We start from the raw sequence: 21,014 nt of genomic DNA on the forward strand, positions 1-21,014 counted from the left end.
TCTCTAACACGGCCTAAGTCCTCGTAGGTTATTGTGTTGTTGATTTAGGCAGGTTTCCTGACTTTAATCAACTGCTTGCGTCTTCCCAGGTATATGCCCAGTGACTTGCTGCAAGGAGCTGCCGTTATTGCACGGCTTGATTATTACAGTGGCGGGTCCGTGCCGGTTTTTCACCGGTCTTCCCTTTTAAACTATATGCAAATGGAGACATACAGCACCTAAATCCATTGATATGCAATTAGAATCATCCTATCATCTATTGATAGGCTTTGTCACGTACTTTACTTATTCATAGATTGAACGATACAAACCCTCTAGTAAACTCCGATAATTTGTAGGATCAAAGTTAATTTCTGCGAAAGAGACATGAATAACTTTATTGCTTGTTTTTACAATAAAAAAGCTGTTTTCCGCTTGTTCCGGATCAATATAAGTGAAACACTCTAACTGGCTGCTGCCTGTTCGCTCACTCAAAAAAGCCGTAGCTTCCGCACTTGCATTCGCATATTTGGGCATTCTTTAATTTCCTTTCTATGAAACAATCTATTCCTATTTAGTATACGATACATCACTGCTAAACATTCTCTTCTTTTTCAAAAGTATTTCTTTAATTTTCTGAATTTTCATACTATAATAAAACTATCAAGATATCGCTTTCATTTCAATCATGAAGGAGGAATTGATATGAGTAGTCATGACAATGGGTTGGTGTTTGTGTTTACCGGTACAAGCGGTTCGGGTCGCAAAACCATTGCCCACCGCATTGCCCAAGAACTTGGCTTCTCGTCCGTTGTTTCGTATACGACCCGCACACCAAGACCGAAGGAAATCAACGGCAAGGACTACAACTTCACTACGCGGAACGCTTTTATTGAAAGTGATATTGCTGGTGAGTTCTTTCAAACCGCCGAAATTGACGGAAATTTCTACGGTATTAAGAAAGCCGACATCGATGAATCCCTGCGCAAAAACGGAATGATTTATGTCATTGTTAATCGTTACGCCGCCAACCGCTTCAAGTACATTTATGGAGAACGTGCGGTGCGCTTATTCATCTATGTGAACAAACAAACCATCATGGAACGCCTGCTCGCCCACAATACCTCGACAGACGTCATCGATCACTATATGAATCATTACATAGAGGAAGTCTCCTATCGCAAAGACTGCGAGCATGTATTTGAAAACATGGATCTGCAAGAAACAATCAACAAAGTGAAAGCAACGATGCTCGCCCATATGCCTACGACAACAAGCTGACTCAGCGATTTAAAGACAAGAGACCCGGAATCAATTCCGAGTCTCTTTTTTTACTTTAATGGTGCCTTTTTTCTTTTCAAGGCTACATAGCCGCCTAACAACGAAATTGGAATAATGACAACAAAGCCAATCAATTCGAACCACAAGGGAACCCCATGATCCGTCAGCATCGAATCAAAACCAATTGCAGCCCCGATAACACCGATAATAGCTGCATTGAAATATTCGGCTCGTTTTGCTACCTTTGCCGCGATGAACCCTCCGAAAAATGACCAAAACAGACCCATGATCATTAAGATAAGCAATAATCCAATATTCGAATAGATTGCTTTTATCGCTTCTTCATTCACAGGGCGTCCTGCAAAATATATACTACCAAATAATGCAGTCGATATATAAGTTCCTAGATTATCAACGGCTACTCCAAGCAGTACACCCATGAAATGAAATTTTCTTTCACTTTTTTGTTCAGCCATAGATTTTTCTTCGCTCCTGATTCATTTCGAACTCCCAACCTAATCCATAATACCATGTGACTGTCTGAGTATCCAGTTCTCAACGAGTTACCTTCGCTAAATCCTCCGCTTGGCCCTTGATAAACTGGTTGCGCTTGCTCAGGAAATTAGCCATATATCGCTCCAGGAACAACCAATCAGCCAGCTTCCCCAATACGCCATAAGGTGAGGTATAATCGAACGTATCGACGATACGTGTTCCTTGCTCCTCCGCATAAAAGTGGTGGGAATGCCGGAACCTTTGGAACGCTCCCCGCACCATTTCATCGACAAAATATGTTGGTTTCTCCATTTCCGTTATTTGAACCGTCAACTGCTGTTTGACGCCTAAATGAACGGCTTCCCAGGTGACTGTCTCGCCGAGTTCAATGAAACCACGCGTCCTGCCTGCTATCGCTTTCTCCTTCGTTTGGGAGGTCGACGCCTCATGGATATCGATGCTCCGCGTTAAATCAAAGACCACATCAATCGGCGCATGGATCAGTAATTCTTGCTTAATTAACGGCATAGAATCCTTATCTCCACCACGGCGCCTGCGGATACTCTGCCGCTTGTATGTGTATGGTTTGACCTATTCTGGGAGTTGCAATCGCAACATCGCTCTCATACGCTGCTCTGACGGCTCGAGACACCGAATCGTTCCAATCGTGAACCGCCAGCGTGAAGGCTCCCCAATGTATCGGAATCAGCAGCTTCCCTTTTACATCCAGATGCGCTTGAACGGTTTCTTCCGGCATCATATGAATATCCGACCAGCGTTTATCATATTGACCGCATTCCATTAATGTCAGATCGAACGGACCATATTTGTTACCTATCTCTTTAAAATGTGGTGCATACCCACTGTCGCCACTGAAGAATACTTTCGACTTCTGGCCTTGAATTACCCACGAACACCACAACGTAGCGCCGCGGTCAGTTAAGCTTCTACCCGAGAAGTGGGTTGCCGGTGTACAAGCCAGCTTAAGACCTTCGAAAGTCAACTCATCCCACCAGTCATACTCGGCAATTGATTCAGCTTTGATGCCCCAACGAATCAAATGGCCGCCAACACCCAGTGGTACCAGAAAATGTTTCACCTTATGCTTTAATTTCATAATCGATCCATAATCCAAATGATCATAATGATCATGGGATAGCAGAACAGCATCAATCTCCGGTAATTCAGCAATTTCAAAAGGCAATCCGCCGCTATATCTGCCTTTGCCGAACCAAGGGAAAGGCGAAGGAGCCCGCCCGAACATCGGGTCCAAGAGCAGTGTTTTCCCGTCAATGGTTAGAAGCGACGCCGAGTGCCCAAACCATGTGACCTTCGTTTCCCTATCTATCTCGAAAGAAGGCACATCCATACCAGGCGGACTCGCAGGGCGCCGATTCGGACTGCTTTTCGAAAAATCACGCAAAATGCTTAATGATGTCTTCAGGCTCGTATCCATCATCGTAGGCACAGGATTTTGGAACTTCCCGTTGATATACTGTGGCGAACCCGTTAACTCCTGAATTTTCACCTGTGAGGGTTTTCGCCCAAACTGCGGGTACACATTCATAAAAATAATGACCGAAATCACAACTACTGCAACAATAACAATCCAAGTCAATAACACCTTCGCGGCCTCCAAGCTGATCTTTTGTGAATTAGTCTTTTATTTTTCCAATGCCGATATACAAAAATAAATTGACTAGATGTAATAACGTAAATTTTCATCGTATGGTTCCAAAATTCTTCGGCAATCGGGACAATAGCACAATCCATCACTGCGCCCAAGCATTCCTTCAAAATAGTCATAAGCTATCTCGAAACACAAACCATTTCAAACTTGGAGGTTGATTCGGATGAGTTGTGGAACTGGCGGTTATAATTCTTCAGCAGCTATTTTGGTACTTTTCATCTTATTAGTTATCATCACTAGTGCATTTGTTTGGTAATTCCAAACTGTACAGAAAGGGCTGCCTATTCTAATAGGCGGCTTTTTCACATACAAAAACAAGAAAAGAGCGCTCTGATGATCAGAGTGCTCTTGCTATTGCCTATATCTATCCATCCGGATTTAGATCAGTTCATATAACTGGGTAACCTCACATCGTAAGGTTGCCGCAATTTGGATAGCCGATTTCAACGGCATGATTCTTTTGTTGTCGATAAAATCAACCAGCTTCTCTGGCTTTGTTTGCAATGTCTGCGCAAGTTCCTGAACGGTCATGCCGGACTCATGAAGCCGATCATTCAGCAAGCACCGACCGAGCTCATATTTCATTGTGCAGCGCAGCCTCCATCCGTCCCTTAGAAATAATTTTCAAGAAAGCTTTTGACGAGTAAAAAAGGAAGCGCACCAATGGAGACAAAAGCGAAAAAGAAACCTTGCAGAAAATTTTTGAACATTTTCACAACCATCACTCCTATCTATTATGTCCAAATTGTGAATAACCTTATTCTACTCCTTTGTCAGTCGCCTTACCTGAATATTAGATTAAATTTCCGGCGGGATGTCCAATCGGGACATCAGCACATTCCTTCCCCCTGCCCAAACATCTATGAGCATTTGTCATACATTAATTCTGTAAGACACACGAATTCCTTACGAGAGGGTGAATTTAAATGTCATACGTAGGTGGCGTAGGTTGTGGAACTGGTGTAGGCTACAGTAATTCTGCAGCAATTTTGGTTCTTTTCATCTTGCTCGTTATCATCACTAGCGCATTTGTTTGGTAATCTGATTTCTAACAAATAAACAAAAGCTACCTGGAAAACAGGTAGCTTTTGAATGTTTACTATGTAAATGAGTAATCCTTCTTATTGCTCAGGAATGCAAGAAATGAAGCGTTCGATCGTCCCGTCAAAAGGAAATTTATTGTCTTGAATGCGCTGCCTTAGGTGCTCCAGTTCATTTCTTGCTTGCTGAATTAACGAATCTGGATATGCAAACTTCACTGCATTCACCAAGAATTCGTCTTCGTCCACAACCAGCCATTCCCCCTGCCGCCGAACATAGTCCAGATCCAAATCAACAAAGGTAACCTCATGTGGACTGCTTTTTGCCGGCTCATTAATATTGCAATAGAACTGATGGATAAGCCCATCCATAATATCGGCACTCACCGTAAACCAGGAGTCAAATGAAAAAAACTCAATGCTCCAATTATTAACCGTAAATACCTTTTGCTTCGTGTGGTGATGCAGTTTTCTCCCGTATTCACTTAAAACAATGATGTAGGTGTCCGTTCTTTCCAAGACAGTTGAGGTCCACTCATAGTGCTTGTGATTCCCGTATTTGAGCGCTTTAATTGTGATTTGATTACTCATGTTTTCCAGACCTTTCTAGACATTCATACATAATATCTTCCTCTTTTTTTCATGCTAAGATTAGGTGTTTTTATGAGGAGGTAATTTTGAAAATGAGTCTCTTTCACTTAGGTTACACGCTTGCCCTCGGCATTCCGCTCGTCCTCGGCACGATTGCTATCGCTTGGCTGGTCTTTCACCGTAGGAAGAGCAAGTCACGGTAAGCTTTGCGCAAAGCGCCGAAGATGTTGGGTGACAAATAAATTCGAAGTGCAAGAAGCCAGTAAACACAAGGGTTTGCTGGCTTTTCTATGCCAATCCCATTTCGAGTAACAGTGATTATAAGACCCTGTTAGAGCCTTGCGAACGTGATGTAATCGACTTGGGCAGGCTCTGCCGATTCGATCCGAAGTGCCCGGTTGATCTGTCCACGGTGATATTGCCCATGTAAGAGAACCTGCAACAGGATGTCCCGGATGGACGTTTGGAACGGAACTCCGCTCTGGTTCGCATAGTCGATCATCTCGTCCAACTCGGATTCCTCGAGCCCTTCGATATAGACGCGATATTGCACGGCGTTATCGTCGAACATCGTCCGGATCGCCACCAGGTCTTCCGCTTCCTCCCACAACGAATATTGCGTGCTGCCCTTGCCCTGCAATCGGGACAGCCAGACTCGTTCCGCCACCGCGACGTGCCGAACCAGCTTCAGAAGGTCCTTGTTCTTCTTCTCGCTCTTCTCTAGCGCATCCAAGATGCGTCCGTCCGCCCAGTACAGGTGGTCCATCATGCATTTGATCGTCTTCATTTCGGTTTCCCCCTCTTCATCTCATCATTTACTTGAACGCAATTAACAACCCTGAAGTCCATTCCAGTATTTTCGAAGTATTCAAAGACTATCTATTCGATATTTGGTTAAATTGTCCTGCCCGATCCCCGTGCAATCAACCTACCACTCTAATGAACTGTATGATGCTTATAGACGAGAAATTGGCTAGTTTGGCGATCTAATGAACTCAATTGGCGTTATCGAGCAACAGGTAAGCGGAATGGTGACCGTTTGCTCGAGATAACGTGATGGGAATTCATTAGATTTTCCAAATACCTCATTTTGGCTAAATAAAGGGTATTGAGTTCGTTAGTGCTTTGGTCGATCCATTATGATGGCGTAGTTCGATACGCTGAGAATAAGTTAGCTGAATGTGCTTATTTGTTTAGTGTAGGAGCGCAAAAAAAAGAATCACCTATCATCAGGCGATTCTTTTTTATTCTTCCTCAATTCACTCCCTATTCAATACTCCTAACGCTCTCAAGAGACCTTATGCTCAATACGAAGCTTATCAGCCACCATCGCGATGAATTCCGAGTTCGTCGGTTTCGATTTCGAGATATTAATTGTGTAGCCGAAAATAAAGGAGATGCTGTCGATGTTGCCGCGCGTCCAAGCGACTTCAATCGCGTGACGGATCGCGCGCTCTACGCGGCTAGGCGTTGTTTTGTACTTCTCGGCAATTGCCGGGTACAAGGTTTTCGTAATCGCACCGAGGATTTCGATATTGTTGTAGACCATCGTAATCGCTTCGCGCAGATATTGATATCCTTTAATATGTGCAGGAACGCCAATTTCATGTATGATGCTCGTGATGTTGGCATCCAAGTTTTTGCCTTTTGGCATATGTACAACATTGGCTCGTGAAGTTGATGTTGTAGCTGTTGCTTGATTGTTGCCTACAAGCTGCCGAATCCGGTTAGTTAACGTTTCCATATCAAACGGCTTAAGTATGTAATAAGAAGCTCCAAGCTGCACAGCTTTTTGAGTAATGTTTTCTTGGCCAAATGCAGTAAGCATGATGATTTTCGGTTGGGACGGAAGATTCATTTCACGCATCTTTTCAAGTACGCCCAGACCATCCAAATGCGGCATGATAATATCTAAAATGAGCACATCCGGCAGCTCTCGTTGTTGTTCAAGAAAGCGGAGAACTTCATTGCCGTTGTACGCTACACCTACAATTTCCATGTCTTCTTGTTCACCAATGAACTCAGACAACAAATGGGTAAACTCACGATTATCATCAGCTAGTAATACTTGAATTTTTTGCAACTTTAAATCCTCCTTTAGGCTATTAAACAGTTAGTTAATTCTCTCTTGTGTAAAGGTATTCGACACCCCAACTTAAATTCCTTCTGTCGAATATTATTTTTCTTTTCTTTTATTTCACTTTCTTATATAATAGTATATTTATCTTCTTCAAATTACATTTTTCGACATTAACACTTCAAAATGCATATACAGATGTAGAATGAGGTTAAAATAGAATAAAGAATCAAAGGCCACTAACTCGCCTTTGATTCTTTATCGGGACTAGCTGATGAAGGTCTGAGGATAATTCCTGAGTCCTGCAGCATCCATTCAATGAAACAGCCGTAGCCGCTTGTTGGATCGTTTACGAATACATGGGTCACAGCACCGATTAGTTTGCCATTTTGAATAATCGGACTGCCGCTCATGCCTTGTACGATACCGCCTGTTTTATCCAGCAAGCGAGGATCTGTAATTTTGATAACCATACCCTTCGTTCCCGGAAAATCTTGTTTGGACACATGAACAACTTGAATGTCAAACTTCTCAACCTTTTGACCTTCTACAACGGTGTAGATCTGTGCTGGACCTTCCTTCACTTCTTCGGCAAAAGCAACTTGAATGGCTTCTTTATCCAAGCTGTGGTCAGGTGCTGCATACATTTTGCCAAAAATACCGAAGGCGGTATTTCTCTCAATATTGCCGATTACTTTACTGTCTTTATACAGCGTAGCATGTTTCTCTCCCGGATCTCCATTGTGGCTCTTGGAGATGGATGTAACGTTCGAGTATACGATGTCGCCATCACCTACAATAATAGGTGTTTGGGTGTCCATGTCGGTAATAACGTGCCCCAGAGCGCCGTAGACGCCTTGATCAGGTGCATAGAAGGTTAAGGTACCAACACCAGCTGCGGAATCTCGAATATACAATCCTAAGCGATAAGACTTGTCCACAATGTCGTAAACAGGCTGCAGCTTCACAGAAATTTCTTCATTGTTGCGAAGAATTTTCAGATCAAGCGGCGATTTGCTCTCTCCCGATTTGGCAACCAGATCGGCAATCTTGCTTACATCCCTGGAATCCTTGCCGTTAATCTTCGTAATGAGATCGCCAACTTGAATCTTGGCTTCTTCCCCTGGCGAAACTTTTTGGTCTTGGGCAACGGTTACCAAGTGATGGCCTACAACCAAAATACCGGCAGACTTAATTTTTACGCCGATGGTTTGGCCGCCAGGAATCACTTTCAAATCTGGCACAACGTTCACTTTAACCGTCTTGATGGGGATGGCTCCGAACAATTTGAGCTTCATTTCGGTCTGCCCAGAATGGTCGGATTGCAAAGAGATGGGTTCGTTCAGATTAACTTGAAATGAGTGCTGGGCATTGCCATTTACTTTTACAATGTCGGTATCTTTGACCGTCACTTGGGCGCTCACCGGCATCGTTAATTGTAACTGCTTCCCTTGGCCACTGAATAAGCGAAGTTCTTGAGGAAAGGAGGCAAAGCTTTGAAAAGGCGGAGACAAACTTACCATACAAACGAAGAAGACGAGCAGGAGTCCGAACAATCTTTTTCTTTTGCTGGATTGCAATATCTTCACGCTCCTTCACACATCCTAGGGCCCTGACGAACATCGTCGTCAAATGCGTACCTATAAGTTAACCCCAGTCCCCCTGTTTTATAACTGAAAATGATGACTATCTATACTTTTATACCCTTGATTTCTTATTTCTTGCCATGGCAAGCATTTCCCCTGCGTGATGCAGCGTCGTTTCCGTCACTTCCACGCCCCCAAGCATGCGGGCTAATTCCTCAATGCGCCCCGCATCCGGCATGTCTTGAACACGCGTGAACGTTCTCTCTTGATCCACTTCTTTACGAATATAGAAATGAACATCGGCGAAGCTGGCAACTTGAGGCAAATGAGTAATTGAGAATACTTGGCACGTTGTCGACAGCACTGACATTTTCTCAGCGATAGCTTGCGCCGCGCGACCGCTGACGCCAGTATCCACTTCATCAAAAACAAGAACAGGAATTTGATCAATCCTTGCAAAAATAGTCTTCATCGCGAGCATGATCCGTGAAAGCTCCCCGCCAGAAGCAATCTTGCTCAAGCCACGCAAGGGCTCACCTGGGTTCGGAGCCATCAGGAATTCAATTTGATCAATACCGTGACGCGAATAGCGAACTTTCTTGCCCTCAACTTCGATACCGCCTCGTTCATCGACCGCCTGCTCAACCTGGACACGGAATTGGGTCCGCTCCATTTGCAGATCACGCAGCTCATGTTCGATCTGAACACCCAACTGTTGAGCGATCCCTTTGCGCAGATTGGACAGATCCAACGCAGCCACGCTAAGCTGTTTTTCCAAGACGATCAGTTTTTCTTCTATTTTTCGGATATGCTCGTCTTTATTTTCAATGGTGTCGACTTCGGTTTTGATTTTTTCCAAATAGGTGAGGATCTCTTTAATATTCTCTCCATATTTTCGGCGAAGAGACGTGATTGTATCCAATCTTTGTTCAATAAAATCCAATCGGGAAGAATTGAATTCAATGCCATCGCGGTAATCTCGCAGTTGATAAGCCGCGTCTTCCAGTTGATAGTAGGCGGATTGTGCTTGCTCTAAGAGTGGAGCCAAATTCGCAGGATCAAGCTGAACAATATCTTGAATACGAGAAACGGCTTTGCCGGCAGCATCTAATCCGCGATTGGTCGCGTAGAGAAAGTCATACGCCTCCGAACTGCTCTGATACAATTTCTCCGCATTGGCGAGCTTGCGTTTCTCTTCCGCGAGTGTTTCATCCTCACCAATTTTCAACTTCGCTGCTGAAATCTCATCGATCTGGAAACGATAAAGATCTAGCATTTGCAGTGCTTGTTTGCTCGTTTCTTGAATATCGCGCAGATCCTTTTGAAGTTTCATATATTCGTCATAAGCTGCTTGATAGATTTTTTTGGCCGCCTGAATCTCCGAATCTCCGAATAAATCAAGAGAGTGCAAATGCTCTTCGACATTTAATAAAGATTGATGTTCATGCTGCCCATGAATATTAACCAGCCATTCACCCGTTTTGCGCAGCATCGTCAAATTAACAAGTTGGCCGTTAATCCGGCTTGAACTTTTACCAGTAGCCGTAATCTCACGCCGTATAAGCAAATGTTCGCTGGAATCCGCCTGGATGCCGATTTCTGTAAGCGTATGCCAAACCGGATGTGATGGCGGCAATTCAAACATCGCTTCAATCTCCGCTTTGTCAGCGCCATACCGGACCAGGTCTGACGACCCTCTGCCCCCTACAATAAGTGTAAGCGCATCAATGATGATGGACTTACCGGCTCCGGTTTCCCCTGTCAGGACATGAAAACCTGCTTTGAAACGAATATGTACATGTTCAATTACGGCCAAATTACGTATCGAAAGTTCTGTAAGCATCTGCGCCTCCTGGCATTAAGATAGTAAGGACATTACTTCATTAACAAACGTACCACTGTTCTCCTTGCCGCGGCAAATAACGAGAATGGTATCATCGCCACAGATCGTTCCCATGACACCATTCCACTCCAAATTATCAATAAGTGCACAGATCGTATTCGCAGTCCCCGGCAAACATTTCATTACAACCAGATTGTCGGTAGAATCAATGCTGACAAAATGATCGCTTAACGCTCTTCGCAGCCTTTGCATCGGATTGAAGCGTTGATCTGCAGGCATGGAGTATTTATAACGCCCATCATCCAAAGGAATCTTGATCAAGTGCAGCTCTTTGATATCGCGGGATACGGTTGCTTGCGTGACATGGAAACCGGCAGCTCGCAGAGATTCCACCAATTCATCCTGTGTTTCGATCTCATTGTTCGTTATGATTTCTCTGATTTTTACATGCCTTTGACCTTTCATACTTACACCTCTATGTGAAAAGTAATTTTCTGATTTTTGTTCGACGACCTAATCTCATAATTCGCGGATTTACTCGGAAAACCTTTTTATGAAGTGAAAAAACCCATCTCTGGGCCGCGAAAGGCGTTCGCAAAGATGAGTTTATTTGCCATGCAATTTCTGGGCTTCTTTGACCATCTCGGCAATAAACCCTTTCAAAGACGCGGCGTCAACATAAGAAGCTTCACCTTGGGAATCACTTGACCAATAAGCCAGGAATTCAATGTTCCCTTCGCCGCCAGTAATGGGAGAATACGTCAACCCTTTTAATCGAAATCCAAGCTCTTCTGCAAACGTAAGCACTGTATGAAGAACTTCCGCATGAACAGCCGGATCGCGGACGACTCCGGACTTGCCGACTTTTTCTCGGCCAGCTTCGAATTGAGGTTTGATTAAAGCAACAACATGCCCTTGATCCAATAAGATCTCCTTGAGCGGCGGCAGAATGATGCGCAATGAAATGAAGGAAACGTCAATACTTGCAAACGTTGGTCGCGGCCCGTTCAGATCTTCGACTTTCGTATAACGGAAATTCGTTCTCTCCATCACGTGGACCCGCTCATCATTGCGCAGCGACCAGTCCAATTGGTTATAACCGACATCAACCGCATACACGGATGACGCCCCATTTTGCAGCGCGCAGTCGGTGAAGCCTCCTGTTGAAGCTCCAATATCCAACATAACGGCCCCGTTCAAATCAATGCTGAATTGTTTGAGCGCTTTCTCCAACTTAAGTCCGCCTCTACTGACGTAAGGATGCAGCGCACCCTTCACTCTCAATACAGCTTTCCGACTAATCTTCATGCCGGCTTTGTCTGCAGGTTCTTCATCAGCAAAAACAAGGCCTGCCATAATGGCGGCCTTTGCTTTTTCTCTGCTTTCGAAATAGCCTTGTTCAAGAAGCAATATATCTACCCGTTCTTTATCTGATGCTGACATTGTGTTTGTGTAACTCCTATTCGTATCGTTACGAGGCCTAGGCCCGTTGTCGTTTACGTGGTACTAGCTTCTTAACTTCTGCAATCAAATTAGTCGTTGTAAGACCGACTTCTTCACGCTGTTCCTTCACGGACCCATGCTCCACAAAGTAATCCGGAATTCCCATCACGTTCACATGCATGCCAACGACATTGTGACCTGCATAAAATTCCAAAACCGCACTTCCGAAACCACCTTGGATTGTCCCCTCTTCCATTGTAATGACTGGAATGGAGTCGCTGGCAAGCTGCAGCAAGTAAGCTTCATCGAGCGGTTTGATGAATCGTGAATTCACAACACGCAGATGAATGCCTTCTTTGGACAACTGCTCCGCAGCATCCAAAGCGACTTGAACCATTGGACCGACAGCCAACACTGCGGCATAGTCGCCTTCACGAAGTGTTTCCCACTTCCCAATCGGAATCGCCGTCGGCTCTTCGTCTATACTAACTCCGATCCCATTGATACGCGGGTAACGATAGGCAATCGGGCCTTCATCGTATTCAAGCGCCGTTTGCATCATGTCACGAAGTTCCTTCTCATCTTTAGGCATCATCAAAACCATATTCGGCAATGTCCGCAAAAACGAAATATCGTATACCCCTTGATGCGTTTCCCCATCAGGTCCAACGAAACCGGCACGGTCAATCGCGAATGTAACATTCAGCTTAGGCCGGCAAATATCATGCACGACTTGGTCATATGCTCTTTGAAGGAATGTTGAATACACGGCAAAAACAGGCTTCAACCCTTCACTAGCCAGACCCGCGCACAACGTAGCCGCATGCTGCTCCGCAATCCCTACATCAATCATCCGATCAGGGAAATGCTTTGCAAATTTCAGCAGTCCGGAACCACCAGGCATGGCAGGTGTCACAGCAACAATGCGTGAATCCTTCTCAGCCTGTTCGATTAATGTATTGCCAAAAATTTCTGTATACATAGGGGGACCTACGGATTTAAGCACTTGGCCTGATTCGATCTTGTAAGGTCCCAGACCATGCCATGTATGCGAATCCTTTTCAGCAGGTGTATAACCTTTTCCTTTGGTTGTAACGACGTGCACCAGCACAGGACCGTTTACTTTTTCTGCTTGCTTGAGTGTTTCGAACAGTACATGCAAATTATGTCCATCGATAGGACCAATATAGGTGAAACCAAGCTCTTCGAACCAAACGCCATTGAGAACAAAATATTTCAGACTGTCCTTCAGCTTTTCCGCTGTTTTGGCCAGCGTGCCGCCGATGGCAGGAATTTTCTTCAGTAAATGTTCGACTTCTTCCTTGGCTTTCAAATAATGACGATCCGAACGAATTTTGCTCAAATAATTATGAATAGCACCTACGTTAGGCGCAATGGACATTTCGTTGTCATTCAGAATGACCATAATATTTTTCTTTTCGTGACCAATATGATTCATCGCTTCCAGCGCCATACCACCGGTTATTGCGCCATCACCAATAATGGCAACAACCTTGTTGTGTTCACCTTTTAGATCGCGAGCCATCGCCATCCCCATAGCGGCGGATAGAGAAGTTGAGCTATGTCCAGCCTCCCAGACGTCATGCTCGCTTTCGGAACGTTTGACAAAGCCACAAAGGCCCTTATATTTACGCAGCGTATCAAATTTATCTTTGCGACCGGTTAAAATTTTGTGAACGTAAGCTTGATGGCCCACGTCGAAAATCAATTTATCATACGGGCTGTGGAACATGGTATGTAAAGCAATAGTGAGCTCAACCACTCCTAAGTTCGGGGCAAGGTGTCCGCCTGTAACGGACAGCTTTTCAATCAGAAATTGACGGATTTCACCTGCCAATGTCTCAAGCTCCGTCAAGGATAACCGTTTCAAGTCCTCAGGCCGATTGATTTGTTCGAGCAGCACGCTTGTTTCCTCACTTTCAATGTGAAAATGCTAAGATTTCAACATTATATCATAGTTTTGGGTAAATCGTGTAAGTCCACCTAAGAGAGCACCGTTCGGTGCCCCAACCTAGTGGTCTCGCTGCATCAAATAATCCGCCAGTTGCAGCAAGCGCTCTGGATTCGCCAAGTTGGCTTGAAGGAGCGCCGCTTTGGCTTGAAGCGTTAATTCCTTCACTTTTTTCTCGGAAGCTTCGAGTCCGATGAAATAAGGATACGTCACCTTTTGCTGTTTCTCATCGCTTTTGACCGGTTTGCCCAGCTTCTGTTCATCACCGATAATATCCAGAATATCATCCTGAATTTGAAATGCTAACCCAAGCGCATTGCCGAAGTCCGTCAAAGCACTGAGCTGCGCATTCGTAGCCCCGGCGATATGAGCGCCTGCGCGCAAGGAGAAGACAATGAGATCGCTTGTTTTGTGCAAGTGAATGAATTCCAGTTCCTCGAGCTTGGTTAGCCCTTGCTCGCCAAGCATATCCGCAGCTTGACCGCCTACCATCCCGCGAGCCCCTGCATAATCGGCCAGTTCCTCGGTAATGGCAAGCACCCGCTCTGCTGGGATGGCGTGCTCTCGGTGAGCTCTGGTGACGCTGTAGAAAGCTTGTGTAAGCAGGCCGTCACCGGCCAGAATAGCCATAGCTTCTCCATAGACCTTGTGGTTCGTCAGTTTGCCCCGGCGGTAATCATCATTGTCCATTGCCGGCAGATCATCGTGAACCAGCGAATAGGTATGAACCATTTCGATGGCCAAGGCTACCGGCAAGGCCGCTGCTTGGGAGCCTCCAAGAGCCTCCGCTGCGGCGAGCACCATGATCGGGCGCAGTCTTTTGCCCCCTGCCATTAAGGAGTAGTTCATTGACTCCCTAAGTGAACTGGGAACATCCCATTTTTCGGGCAATGCTTGTATTAATGCAGCTTCGACCATGTCGACATGGGAAGCGATATATTCCTGAATGGTGGACGTCGTCTTCAACCTAATTCCCCTTATCTTCCAAGGCAGGTTGGAAAGGCTTTCTGCTTACAGTGCCTGCTTCCCCTTCAACCAGCATCTCAATTTTCTTTTCCACTTGTTCAAGCTTCACCCCGCATAGATGCGAGAGTCGAACGCCTTCCTGATACAAGTCAATCGCTTTCTCCAGCGGTACATCCCCGCTCTCCAACTGAGCCACTATGCGCTCAAGCTGTTCAATCGCTTGTTCGAAGCTAACTTCGGTTTCACTCGTTGACATCTTTGTTCTCCTCCATCCCCGATACCTGACAATTCAATCTGCCATCTTTCAGGCGAATCTTCACCGTATCCCCTACTTGCACTTGGGTAACGGAACGAATGAGCTGCTGCTCTTGATCGTCATACGCCAAGCTGTAGCCCCGCTGCATAACCTTCAGCGGGCTGAGGGCGTCCAAGTGACGGACGCCTGACTGCCACTCCTGCTTCTTCGAGCGCAGGAGGGTCTGCATGGCCGTGAGCATCTGCCGCCCCGCTGTATCCAGGCGGCTCTTCGCGAACACGGCCTGCTCTTTGGGGTTGAAGCTGGATAAGCTGCGCTCCAGCTTCATATGGCGCTCCGCCAGCTTGGCGATGCGCTGGCGCATGCGGTAACCGAGCTGCTCATGCAGCCGGTCGAGCCGCTCGGCAGGCTGCATGAGCAGCTGCCTGCGGGGGTTCGTCAGGAACGCGGAGCGCTTCGCGCGCTCCAGCCGTTCCTGCTTGCGGCGCAGCTGCTGAAGCAGCCCGTAGTGCAGCCGCTGCGACTGCTGCGCCAGCTGTTGCTTCAGCTCGAGGTGGTTCGGCACCGCGAGCTCAGCCGCCGCCGTAGGCGTCGGCGCTCTCAGATCGGCGACGAAGTCCGCGATCGTGAAGTCCGTCTCATGGCCGACGGCCGAGATGACGGGAATAGCGGAGGCGGCGATAGCCCGCGCGACGATCTCCTCGTTGAACGCCCACAGCTCCTCCAAGGAGCCGCCTCCGCGGCCTACGATGAGCACATCGGCTTCCCCGAGTCTATTCATGGCTTCGATCGCCTTGACGATCGAAGGCCCCGCTTGCGCGCCCTGTACCAGGACCGGGTACAGAAGAATCTGAACCGACGGGTAGCGGCGCTGCAGCGTGATGATAACATCACGCACCGCGGCTCCTGTCGGCGAAGTGATCACGCCGATCGCGCGCGGAAACCGAGGAATCGGTTTCTTGCGCTCCGCGGCGAACAGCCCCTCAACTTCGAGCTTCTTCTTCAACTGCTCGAAGGCTAGATACAGACTGCCGATGCCATCCGGCTGCATCGCGGTGACATAGAACTGATAAGCTCCGTCTCTTTCATATACGGAAATATTACCGCGAGCGATCACTTTCGTTCCCTCTTTGGGAATAAATCCGAGCTTCTGGTTATGAGAAGCAAACATAATGCTTTTCAATCTGCCTTCAGCATCTTTGATCGTGAAATACATATGCCCGCTGGAATGATGGGTGAAATTGGAGATTTCACCACGCACCCAGACATCCTGAAGACGAGAATCGCCTTCAAGCAACAGTTTAATATATCGATTTAATTCCTTGACCGATAAGATCTTCGTGTCGTTTCTCGCCATAAGCCCGATTAAACACTCACATTCGATTTGGCTGCACGTGCTGCGGCATCAACCGTATTGCGCAGCAGCATAGTGATGGTCATCGGCCCCACACAACCTGGTACAGGTGTAATCGCACTGGCAATTTCTTTTACCGCTTCGAAGTCAACGTCTCCTGTCAACTTCCCGTCAGCCGGACGATTCATCCCTACATCGATAACAACTGCACCCGGTTTGACATGATGCGCTTTGATCAAATGAGCCTTCCCTACAGCTACAACGAGAATGTCGGCTTGCTTCGTAATTCCCTCCATATTCGGAGTGCGGGAATGCACGACTGATACGGTAGCATGTTCACGCAAGAGCAGCATAGCCATCGGTTTTCCGACAATATTGCTTCTCCCGACAACCACAGCATGCTTGCCCGCAATGTCAACGCCCGTACGCTTCAGAATTTCAATAACCCCATGAGGCGTACAAGGCTTCATGCCGTCTTTGCCAATCATCAGATTCCCGACATTCACTGGATGGAAGCAATCCACATCCTTCAGCGGGTCAATTTCATCCACAACGGCTTCTTCATTGATATGCTTTGGCAGTGGGGATTGAACGAGAATTCCGTTAATTCGACTATCGCTATTAAATCGATGAATCAGATCAATTAATTCTTGCTGTGTCGTTTGCTCAGGCAGGCGGTGGACTTCCGAGTATATCCCTACATCATCACATGCTTTTGCCTTATTTCTAACGTAAACCTGTGAAGCTGCATCTTCCCCGACAATAACAACAACAAGACCAGGTTGATTGCCGCCAGCTGTTAATGCCGCTGCATCTCTCCTGATCTCCTCACGTATGGAACTTACCAATTCTTTTCCGTTAATAACTTGTCCAGACACGCTATTTCCCCCTCAGAATTTTCGTAGATAAGCTTACATCGTAAGGTTGTACTTACGAATACAACGCTTGCTATATAGAAATGGTTCGTATTATCAAATTGAATTAAGACGGCGATACTTTGCTTTTGAGGTCGTCGACTTCCTTAATCATTTTACCCAGAACGCCATTCACGAACTTGCCAGACTCGTCTGTCCCATAATGCTTCGACAAATCAATCGCTTCATTCACGACAACTTTTGGTGGAACATCGTCTCTATACAACATTTCGTAGACAGCCAAACGCAGCACTTCACGATCCACACGTGAGAGCCTGTCCATTGCCCACCCTTTGAGGTACTCTTCCAGCAGCTCGTCGATGCTAACTTTATGACTATAAGTTCCTTCAACTAATTCTACGATATAGACCGGATCTATTTTCTCCCCTTTGAAATCCAGCCCTGTTTCATTATCATGCTCTGCTTCATGAATCGCGACTTGCACAGCTTCCTGCGGGGTTGCCTCGTTCATCTGAATTTGATAAAGACTTTGTACAGCAATTTCTCGTGCCACTCTGCGTTTCATTATGGTCCTCCTAGGCGTTTTGCTCTGGCAAAACTGACTTCTGTTCTTCGTCCTAAAAACTCTTTTTACTAGTATACGTCATATTGGAATGAATCCAAACAAAAAAATCCATGGATGAACCAGGGATTTTAGCGAAACATTCTCCATTTTTGCGTGAGATAGCGCCAAATGTCTTCCAGCATGACGAAACTTTCCTTGCGATCCAGCTTGTTCCCGATATAATATCCGAGCAAAACGATGAAACCAAAGATCAACATATCCCAAAATCCAAAAAACAAATAAATGAAGCCCAAAAAAACGCCTGCTGCCACTCCGCACACTTTGCCCCTATGGGACGCCCAAAGCTCATTCCACATGAGTGGGTTCACCTCTATTCGACTCGGCTTTTAAAAGTTGGGGCTGATTGCACGATGTTCGCAACGAATACGGTTACGGAAGCAACTGGAATGCCGGTAATGTCTTCTATGTAACTTTTCACAGTATTTTGCATCTCTTCCGTCAATTCTGGAATCGAACTTTCTCCATCAACAATCGTTCTAATCGTAATTTCTAGGCCGGATTGATTCACTCTTACGCGTGCTCTGAGATCTTTGGCCCCTTTGGTACGTCCCGCCGCTTTCAACGAAAGATTCTCCACGGTTTCAATCGAAATGCGGATATCCCCAAAATCGGTTCTTTGATCGATAGACGGCGCTTGCGCGCGGCCGCGACGGAGAGTCAGGATGAGAAATCGAACCGAGATAAGCAGCATGATCAAGCTGATTGTAATAGCTGGGTAGGCATAGTTTTTGTCAAAATAGAAATTACTCAATGTTTGACCTGCTTGTTCTAACGGGATCCAGCTTGAAGCTGTGAACAATACAACGATAGAAGCAACTAAAATAATTAGACTATAAAGAAGAAGCAAGAGCCTGTCCACAATTTTACCCACGTAAGCTTGTCCCCTTCCTAAGTTAGAGGAAACCCCCTGCAACCTGTAGGGGGTTTCAATTGATCCATATGGATGCAGCAATTCCGCCTATTTCACACGATGGGCAGCTGCTGTTTCTTCTTCAACCGGTTTCTCTGCCTGTTTAAAATGTACATCATGAATATGAACATTAACCTCAACAACGTTTAAGCCAGTCATTGATTCAATAGCATTCTTCACATTGTTTTGAATGTCACTTGCAACTTCTGGGATTCGGTTTCCATATTCAATGATGATGGAGACGTCAATGGCCGCTTCACGTTGTCCGACTTCTACCTTTACGCCTTTGGACAAATTTTTGCGTCCAAGCAATTCAGCAATACCGCCAGCTAATCCGCCACTCATCCCCGCTACACCTTGTACTTCTACCGTTGCCAAACCGGCAATGATTTCAATAACCTCGGGGGCAATCTGGATGCTGCCTATATCTGTTTTGACGTAATCCGGAGCGATTGTGCTCATTGGGGCACCTCCTTAGATTTTTGTGAAGCAACTATGCTTCGTAATATGAACTTCTTCCTGGCGCTTGATCCAAGGAATGGATAAGCTATCTTAATTTATTACTATACCATTTGGCCAAAAATATGACAAATGATTCTCTTAGAATTTACGAATCCGCATCATTTACATCATGCTCTTCCAAGAACTTAATATCATGGTCACCCTTGATAAATTTCTTATGCTCGAGAAGTTTCAAATGGAAGGGAATCGTTGTATTCACGCCATCAACAGCGAACTCATTCAGTGCTCGTTTCATGCGGGCAATCGCTTCATCACGCGTACTCCCCCATACGATCAGCTTCGCGATCATGGAATCGTAGTGCGGAGGAATCGTGTACCCTGGATAGACTGCGCTATCTACACGAACGCCGAAGCCACCGGGTGGCAGGTAAAACTTCACTTGACCGGCCGAAGGCATGAAGTTGCGATTCGGATCTTCCGCATTGACACGGCATTCGATGGCCCAACCATTGATGCGCACATCTTCTTGTTTGAAAGAAAGCGGGTTGCCTTCAGCAACGCGAATCATCTCTTGAATGATATCGATACCAGTGATCATCTCGGTTACGGGATGTTCAACTTGAATTCGCGTATTCATTTCCATGAAATAGAAATTGCCGTCAGGACCCAGGAGGAACTCTAACGTACCCGCTCCGGAGTAATTCACCGCTTTGGCAGCGCGAACGGCTGCTTGGCCCATCGCTGTACGCGTTTCCTCCGTCAGAATCGGACAAGGAGCTTCTTCTACGAGCTTCTGTCTGCGTCGCTGCACGGAGCAATCGCGTTCACCCAAATGAACAACATTTCCGTGCTTATCGGCTAGAATTTGAATCTCAACATGCTTCATCCCCGTCAAATATTTCTCCAAATAAATGCCGGCATTGCCGAAAGCATTCTGAGCTTCTTGCTGCGCAGCGGTAATTTGTTGAACGAGCGTATCTTCATTCTCGGCAATACGAATACCTTTGCCGCCGCCGCCTGCTGTTGCTTTGATAATAATCGGATACCCGATATCCCGCGCAATAACAATCGCGTCGTCGACGTTGTCGACCAAGCCATCAGAACCTGGAATGATCGGCACTCTGGCTTCTTTCATCGTTTGCTTGGCAACCGCCTTATCGCCCATGCGACTAATCGCATCGGGTGAAGGTCCAATAAACGTGATATTGCAGCTTTCGCAAATTTCTGCGAAGTCCGCATTTTCTGCTAGAAACCCATACCCCGGATGAATGGCATCACATTCTGTCAACGTAGCCACGCTCATCAGGTTCGTAAAGTTCAAATAGCTGTCCTTGGAGGCAGTCGGTCCAATACAATAGGCTTCATCGGCTAATCGCACATGCAGAGCATCGCGATCTGCTTCCGAATAAACAGCTACGCTGTAAATGCCAAGCTCACGACAAGCCCGGATAATACGAACAGCTATTTCTCCTCGGTTCGCTATTAGGATTTTGTGAAAGTTCATTGTTTTTCCTCCTAAAAGTTTTCCGTTAGGAAAACTTACATCGTAAGCCTTCGCTTTAAACGCGC

Annotated in this window: 25 protein-coding genes and 1 riboswitch; of the genes, 3 read left to right on the forward strand and 22 right to left on the reverse strand. The window is 46.0% G+C overall.

The genetic code is table 11. From position 1 onward, the window contains the following. Nucleotides 1-30: 30 nt before the first annotated feature. Nucleotides 31-237: riboswitch (cobalamin riboswitch) on the reverse strand. A 48-nt stretch (nucleotides 238-285) separates the two neighbouring features. After that, nucleotides 286-516: a hypothetical protein gene (locus LOZ80_RS17880; RefSeq protein ID WP_238172598.1), complete on the reverse strand. Its 231-nt coding sequence runs from the start codon at nucleotides 514-516 to the stop codon at nucleotides 286-288. Between the two features lie 168 nt (nucleotides 517-684). Between LOZ80_RS17880 and LOZ80_RS17885 the strand changes: the two genes are divergently transcribed. After that, nucleotides 685-1,260 carry a guanylate kinase gene (locus LOZ80_RS17885; RefSeq protein ID WP_238172599.1) on the forward strand — a complete coding sequence of 192 codons (576 nt, stop codon included), beginning with the start codon at nucleotides 685-687 and terminating at the stop codon, nucleotides 1,258-1,260. 50 nt (nucleotides 1,261-1,310) lie between these two features. On the opposite strand, the gene LOZ80_RS17890 is transcribed toward LOZ80_RS17885, so the two are convergent. The 3 genes from LOZ80_RS17890 to LOZ80_RS17900 all read right to left on the reverse strand — a co-directional run bounded on the left by LOZ80_RS17890 (nucleotide 1,311) and on the right by LOZ80_RS17900 (nucleotide 3,247). After that, complete coding sequence (locus LOZ80_RS17890; protein ID WP_238172600.1) at nucleotides 1,311-1,736, reverse strand: hypothetical protein; 426 nt, start codon at nucleotides 1,734-1,736, stop codon at nucleotides 1,311-1,313. 79 nt (nucleotides 1,737-1,815) lie between these two features. Then, nucleotides 1,816-2,283: an SRPBCC family protein gene (locus tag LOZ80_RS17895; RefSeq protein WP_238172601.1), complete on the reverse strand. Its 468-nt coding sequence runs from the start codon at nucleotides 2,281-2,283 to the stop codon at nucleotides 1,816-1,818. A gap of 7 nt (nucleotides 2,284-2,290) precedes the next feature. Next, nucleotides 2,291-3,247 (reverse strand): MBL fold metallo-hydrolase, encoded by a 957-nt coding sequence (locus tag LOZ80_RS17900; protein ID WP_443147070.1) that lies wholly within the window; start codon nucleotides 3,245-3,247, stop codon nucleotides 2,291-2,293. Nucleotides 3,248-3,608: 361 nt separating this feature from the next. Between LOZ80_RS17900 and LOZ80_RS17905 the strand changes: the two genes are divergently transcribed. After that, the gene (locus LOZ80_RS17905) at nucleotides 3,609-3,701 is read left to right on the forward strand and encodes a YjcZ family sporulation protein (protein ID WP_145655433.1); all 93 of its coding nucleotides are present in this window, start codon (nucleotides 3,609-3,611) and stop codon (nucleotides 3,699-3,701) included. Between the two features lie 122 nt (nucleotides 3,702-3,823). Here LOZ80_RS17905 and LOZ80_RS17910 read toward each other — a convergent pair whose 3' ends face one another. Beyond that, nucleotides 3,824-4,030, reverse strand: a complete 207-nt coding sequence (locus tag LOZ80_RS17910; RefSeq protein WP_238172602.1) for an XRE family transcriptional regulator — start codon at nucleotides 4,028-4,030, stop codon at nucleotides 3,824-3,826. A gap of 341 nt (nucleotides 4,031-4,371) precedes the next feature. Between LOZ80_RS17910 and LOZ80_RS17915 the strand changes: the two genes are divergently transcribed. Then, on the forward strand, nucleotides 4,372-4,485 hold the full coding sequence (locus tag LOZ80_RS17915) for a YjcZ family sporulation protein (protein WP_238172603.1): 114 nt from the start codon (nucleotides 4,372-4,374) through the stop codon (nucleotides 4,483-4,485). An 81-nt stretch (nucleotides 4,486-4,566) separates the two neighbouring features. Here the strand turns inward: LOZ80_RS17915 and LOZ80_RS17920 are convergent, their stop codons facing one another. The 17 genes from LOZ80_RS17920 to accC all read right to left on the reverse strand — a co-directional run bounded on the left by LOZ80_RS17920 (nucleotide 4,567) and on the right by accC (nucleotide 20,949). Continuing rightward, nucleotides 4,567-5,076, reverse strand: coding sequence for a DUF402 domain-containing protein (locus LOZ80_RS17920; RefSeq protein ID WP_238172604.1), 510 nt, complete (start codon nucleotides 5,074-5,076; stop codon nucleotides 4,567-4,569). A gap of 331 nt (nucleotides 5,077-5,407) precedes the next feature. Further along, on the reverse strand, nucleotides 5,408-5,863 hold the full coding sequence (locus LOZ80_RS17925) for a DinB family protein (RefSeq protein WP_238172605.1): 456 nt from the start codon (nucleotides 5,861-5,863) through the stop codon (nucleotides 5,408-5,410). Between the two features lie 501 nt (nucleotides 5,864-6,364). Further along, a complete protein-coding gene (gene spo0A / locus LOZ80_RS17930) occupies nucleotides 6,365-7,159 on the reverse strand; it encodes a sporulation transcription factor Spo0A (protein WP_189016808.1) in 795 nt (264 codons plus the stop codon). A gap of 233 nt (nucleotides 7,160-7,392) precedes the next feature. Continuing rightward, nucleotides 7,393-8,733 (reverse strand): SpoIVB peptidase, encoded by a 1,341-nt coding sequence (gene spoIVB, locus LOZ80_RS17935; protein ID WP_238173026.1) that lies wholly within the window; start codon nucleotides 8,731-8,733, stop codon nucleotides 7,393-7,395. A 118-nt stretch (nucleotides 8,734-8,851) separates the two neighbouring features. Then, a complete protein-coding gene (gene recN / locus LOZ80_RS17940) occupies nucleotides 8,852-10,582 on the reverse strand; it encodes a DNA repair protein RecN (protein WP_238172606.1) in 1,731 nt (576 codons plus the stop codon). A gap of 15 nt (nucleotides 10,583-10,597) precedes the next feature. Further along, nucleotides 10,598-11,047 (reverse strand): transcriptional regulator AhrC/ArgR, encoded by a 450-nt coding sequence (gene ahrC / locus LOZ80_RS17945; RefSeq protein ID WP_238172607.1) that lies wholly within the window; start codon nucleotides 11,045-11,047, stop codon nucleotides 10,598-10,600. Between the two features lie 141 nt (nucleotides 11,048-11,188). Further along, complete coding sequence (locus tag LOZ80_RS17950) at nucleotides 11,189-12,025, reverse strand: TlyA family RNA methyltransferase (protein ID WP_238172608.1); 837 nt, start codon at nucleotides 12,023-12,025, stop codon at nucleotides 11,189-11,191. Between the two features lie 37 nt (nucleotides 12,026-12,062). After that, nucleotides 12,063-13,949: a 1-deoxy-D-xylulose-5-phosphate synthase gene (gene dxs, locus LOZ80_RS17955; RefSeq protein WP_238172609.1), complete on the reverse strand. Its 1,887-nt coding sequence runs from the start codon at nucleotides 13,947-13,949 to the stop codon at nucleotides 12,063-12,065. Nucleotides 13,950-14,057: 108 nt separating this feature from the next. Further along, a complete protein-coding gene (locus LOZ80_RS17960; RefSeq protein WP_238173027.1) occupies nucleotides 14,058-14,915 on the reverse strand; it encodes a polyprenyl synthetase family protein in 858 nt (285 codons plus the stop codon). A 49-nt stretch (nucleotides 14,916-14,964) separates the two neighbouring features. Beyond that, nucleotides 14,965-15,219: an exodeoxyribonuclease VII small subunit gene (gene xseB, locus LOZ80_RS17965; protein ID WP_238172610.1), complete on the reverse strand. Its 255-nt coding sequence runs from the start codon at nucleotides 15,217-15,219 to the stop codon at nucleotides 14,965-14,967. Further along, nucleotides 15,206-16,576, reverse strand: coding sequence for an exodeoxyribonuclease VII large subunit (gene xseA, locus LOZ80_RS17970; protein WP_238172611.1), 1,371 nt, complete (start codon nucleotides 16,574-16,576; stop codon nucleotides 15,206-15,208). Before xseA ends, xseB begins: the two co-directional genes overlap by 14 nt. An 8-nt stretch (nucleotides 16,577-16,584) precedes the next feature. Next, nucleotides 16,585-17,451, reverse strand: a complete 867-nt coding sequence (gene folD, locus LOZ80_RS17975; RefSeq protein ID WP_238172612.1) for a bifunctional methylenetetrahydrofolate dehydrogenase/methenyltetrahydrofolate cyclohydrolase FolD — start codon at nucleotides 17,449-17,451, stop codon at nucleotides 16,585-16,587. A 103-nt stretch (nucleotides 17,452-17,554) separates the two neighbouring features. Then, on the reverse strand, nucleotides 17,555-18,013 hold the full coding sequence (nusB, locus tag LOZ80_RS17980) for a transcription antitermination factor NusB (protein WP_238172613.1): 459 nt from the start codon (nucleotides 18,011-18,013) through the stop codon (nucleotides 17,555-17,557). Between the two features lie 128 nt (nucleotides 18,014-18,141). Further along, entirely contained in the window at nucleotides 18,142-18,369 is a 228-nt protein-coding gene (locus tag LOZ80_RS17985; RefSeq protein ID WP_238172614.1) for a DUF2273 domain-containing protein, read from the reverse strand. 14 nt (nucleotides 18,370-18,383) lie between these two features. Then, nucleotides 18,384-18,944, reverse strand: coding sequence for an alkaline shock response membrane anchor protein AmaP (gene amaP, locus LOZ80_RS17990; RefSeq protein ID WP_189016777.1), 561 nt, complete (start codon nucleotides 18,942-18,944; stop codon nucleotides 18,384-18,386). Between the two features lie 87 nt (nucleotides 18,945-19,031). Further along, a complete protein-coding gene (locus LOZ80_RS17995; RefSeq protein ID WP_189016774.1) occupies nucleotides 19,032-19,445 on the reverse strand; it encodes an Asp23/Gls24 family envelope stress response protein in 414 nt (137 codons plus the stop codon). A gap of 145 nt (nucleotides 19,446-19,590) precedes the next feature. Continuing rightward, nucleotides 19,591-20,949 carry an acetyl-CoA carboxylase biotin carboxylase subunit gene (gene accC, locus LOZ80_RS18000; RefSeq protein ID WP_238172615.1) on the reverse strand — a complete coding sequence of 453 codons (1,359 nt, stop codon included), beginning with the start codon at nucleotides 20,947-20,949 and terminating at the stop codon, nucleotides 19,591-19,593. Nucleotides 20,950-21,014: the final 65 nt, after the last annotated feature.

This window comes from Paenibacillus sp. HWE-109 (genome assembly GCF_022163125.1).
In the GTDB taxonomy this organism is placed as follows: domain Bacteria; phylum Bacillota; class Bacilli; order Paenibacillales; family NBRC-103111; genus Paenibacillus_E.

Bases quoted from the DNA above. Each gene is read 5' to 3' on its own strand.
- ahrC (WP_238172607.1), bottom strand. From the start codon at position 11,047: ATGAAAGGTCAAAGGCATGTAAAAATCAGAGAAATCATAACGAACAAT.
- LOZ80_RS17885 (WP_238172599.1), top strand. From the start codon at position 685: ATGAGTAGTCATGACAATGGGTTGGTGTTTGTGTTTACCGGTACAAGC.
- xseA (WP_238172611.1), bottom strand. From the start codon at position 16,576: ATGGCGAGAAACGACACGAAGATCTTATCGGTCAAGGAATTAAATCGA.
- LOZ80_RS17915 (WP_238172603.1), top strand. From the start codon at position 4,372: ATGTCATACGTAGGTGGCGTAGGTTGTGGAACTGGTGTAGGCTACAGT.
- recN (WP_238172606.1), bottom strand. From the start codon at position 10,582: ATGCTTACAGAACTTTCGATACGTAATTTGGCCGTAATTGAACATGTA.
- LOZ80_RS17950 (WP_238172608.1), bottom strand. From the start codon at position 12,025: ATGTCAGCATCAGATAAAGAACGGGTAGATATATTGCTTCTTGAACAA.
- LOZ80_RS17920 (WP_238172604.1), bottom strand. From the start codon at position 5,076: ATGAGTAATCAAATCACAATTAAAGCGCTCAAATACGGGAATCACAAG.
- nusB (WP_238172613.1), bottom strand. From the start codon at position 18,013: ATGAAACGCAGAGTGGCACGAGAAATTGCTGTACAAAGTCTTTATCAA.
- LOZ80_RS17880 (WP_238172598.1), bottom strand. From the start codon at position 516: ATGCCCAAATATGCGAATGCAAGTGCGGAAGCTACGGCTTTTTTGAGT.
- LOZ80_RS17895 (WP_238172601.1), bottom strand. From the start codon at position 2,283: ATGCCGTTAATTAAGCAAGAATTACTGATCCATGCGCCGATTGATGTG.
- LOZ80_RS17995 (WP_189016774.1), bottom strand. From the start codon at position 19,445: ATGAGCACAATCGCTCCGGATTACGTCAAAACAGATATAGGCAGCATC.
- LOZ80_RS17960 (WP_238173027.1), bottom strand. From the start codon at position 14,915: ATGGTCGAAGCTGCATTAATACAAGCATTGCCCGAAAAATGGGATGTT.
- LOZ80_RS17890 (WP_238172600.1), bottom strand. From the start codon at position 1,736: ATGGCTGAACAAAAAAGTGAAAGAAAATTTCATTTCATGGGTGTACTG.
- accC (WP_238172615.1), bottom strand. From the start codon at position 20,949: ATGAACTTTCACAAAATCCTAATAGCGAACCGAGGAGAAATAGCTGTT.
- LOZ80_RS17905 (WP_145655433.1), top strand. From the start codon at position 3,609: ATGAGTTGTGGAACTGGCGGTTATAATTCTTCAGCAGCTATTTTGGTA.
- xseB (WP_238172610.1), bottom strand. From the start codon at position 15,219: ATGTCAACGAGTGAAACCGAAGTTAGCTTCGAACAAGCGATTGAACAG.
- LOZ80_RS17985 (WP_238172614.1), bottom strand. From the start codon at position 18,369: ATGTGGAATGAGCTTTGGGCGTCCCATAGGGGCAAAGTGTGCGGAGTG.
- LOZ80_RS17910 (WP_238172602.1), bottom strand. From the start codon at position 4,030: ATGAAATATGAGCTCGGTCGGTGCTTGCTGAATGATCGGCTTCATGAG.
- LOZ80_RS17925 (WP_238172605.1), bottom strand. From the start codon at position 5,863: ATGAAGACGATCAAATGCATGATGGACCACCTGTACTGGGCGGACGGA.